We start from the raw sequence: 232 nt of genomic DNA, 5'->3' as shown, positions 1-232 counted from the left end.
GCCCTGAAGATCTCGGCGTTAACCGTGCAGACATATCGCAGTTAACGGGTGGAGAACCAGCTGATAATGCCTTAATCACCCAAGCCATTTTACAAGGTAAAGGTCTACCAGCACATAGAGATGCGGTGGCGATTAATGCAGGTTGTGCTTTGTATATCAGTGGTATTTGCGACTCAGTTCAAGCCGGTACTCAGCTAGCGCTCACGACACTCGCCAGCGGTACAGCTTTTAC

Annotated in this window: 1 pseudogene; it reads left to right on the top strand. The window is 49.6% G+C overall.

From position 1 onward, the window contains the following. Positions 1-232, top strand: a pseudogene (locus tag AAEY88_RS15645) (anthranilate phosphoribosyltransferase); the annotation flags it as partial.

It is taken from the genome of Psychrobacter sp. CAL346-MNA-CIBAN-0220 (assembly GCF_040309805.1).
In the GTDB taxonomy this organism is placed as follows: Bacteria; Pseudomonadota; Gammaproteobacteria; order Pseudomonadales; family Moraxellaceae; genus Psychrobacter.
This window is presented reverse-complemented; position numbering and strand designations above follow the sequence as displayed.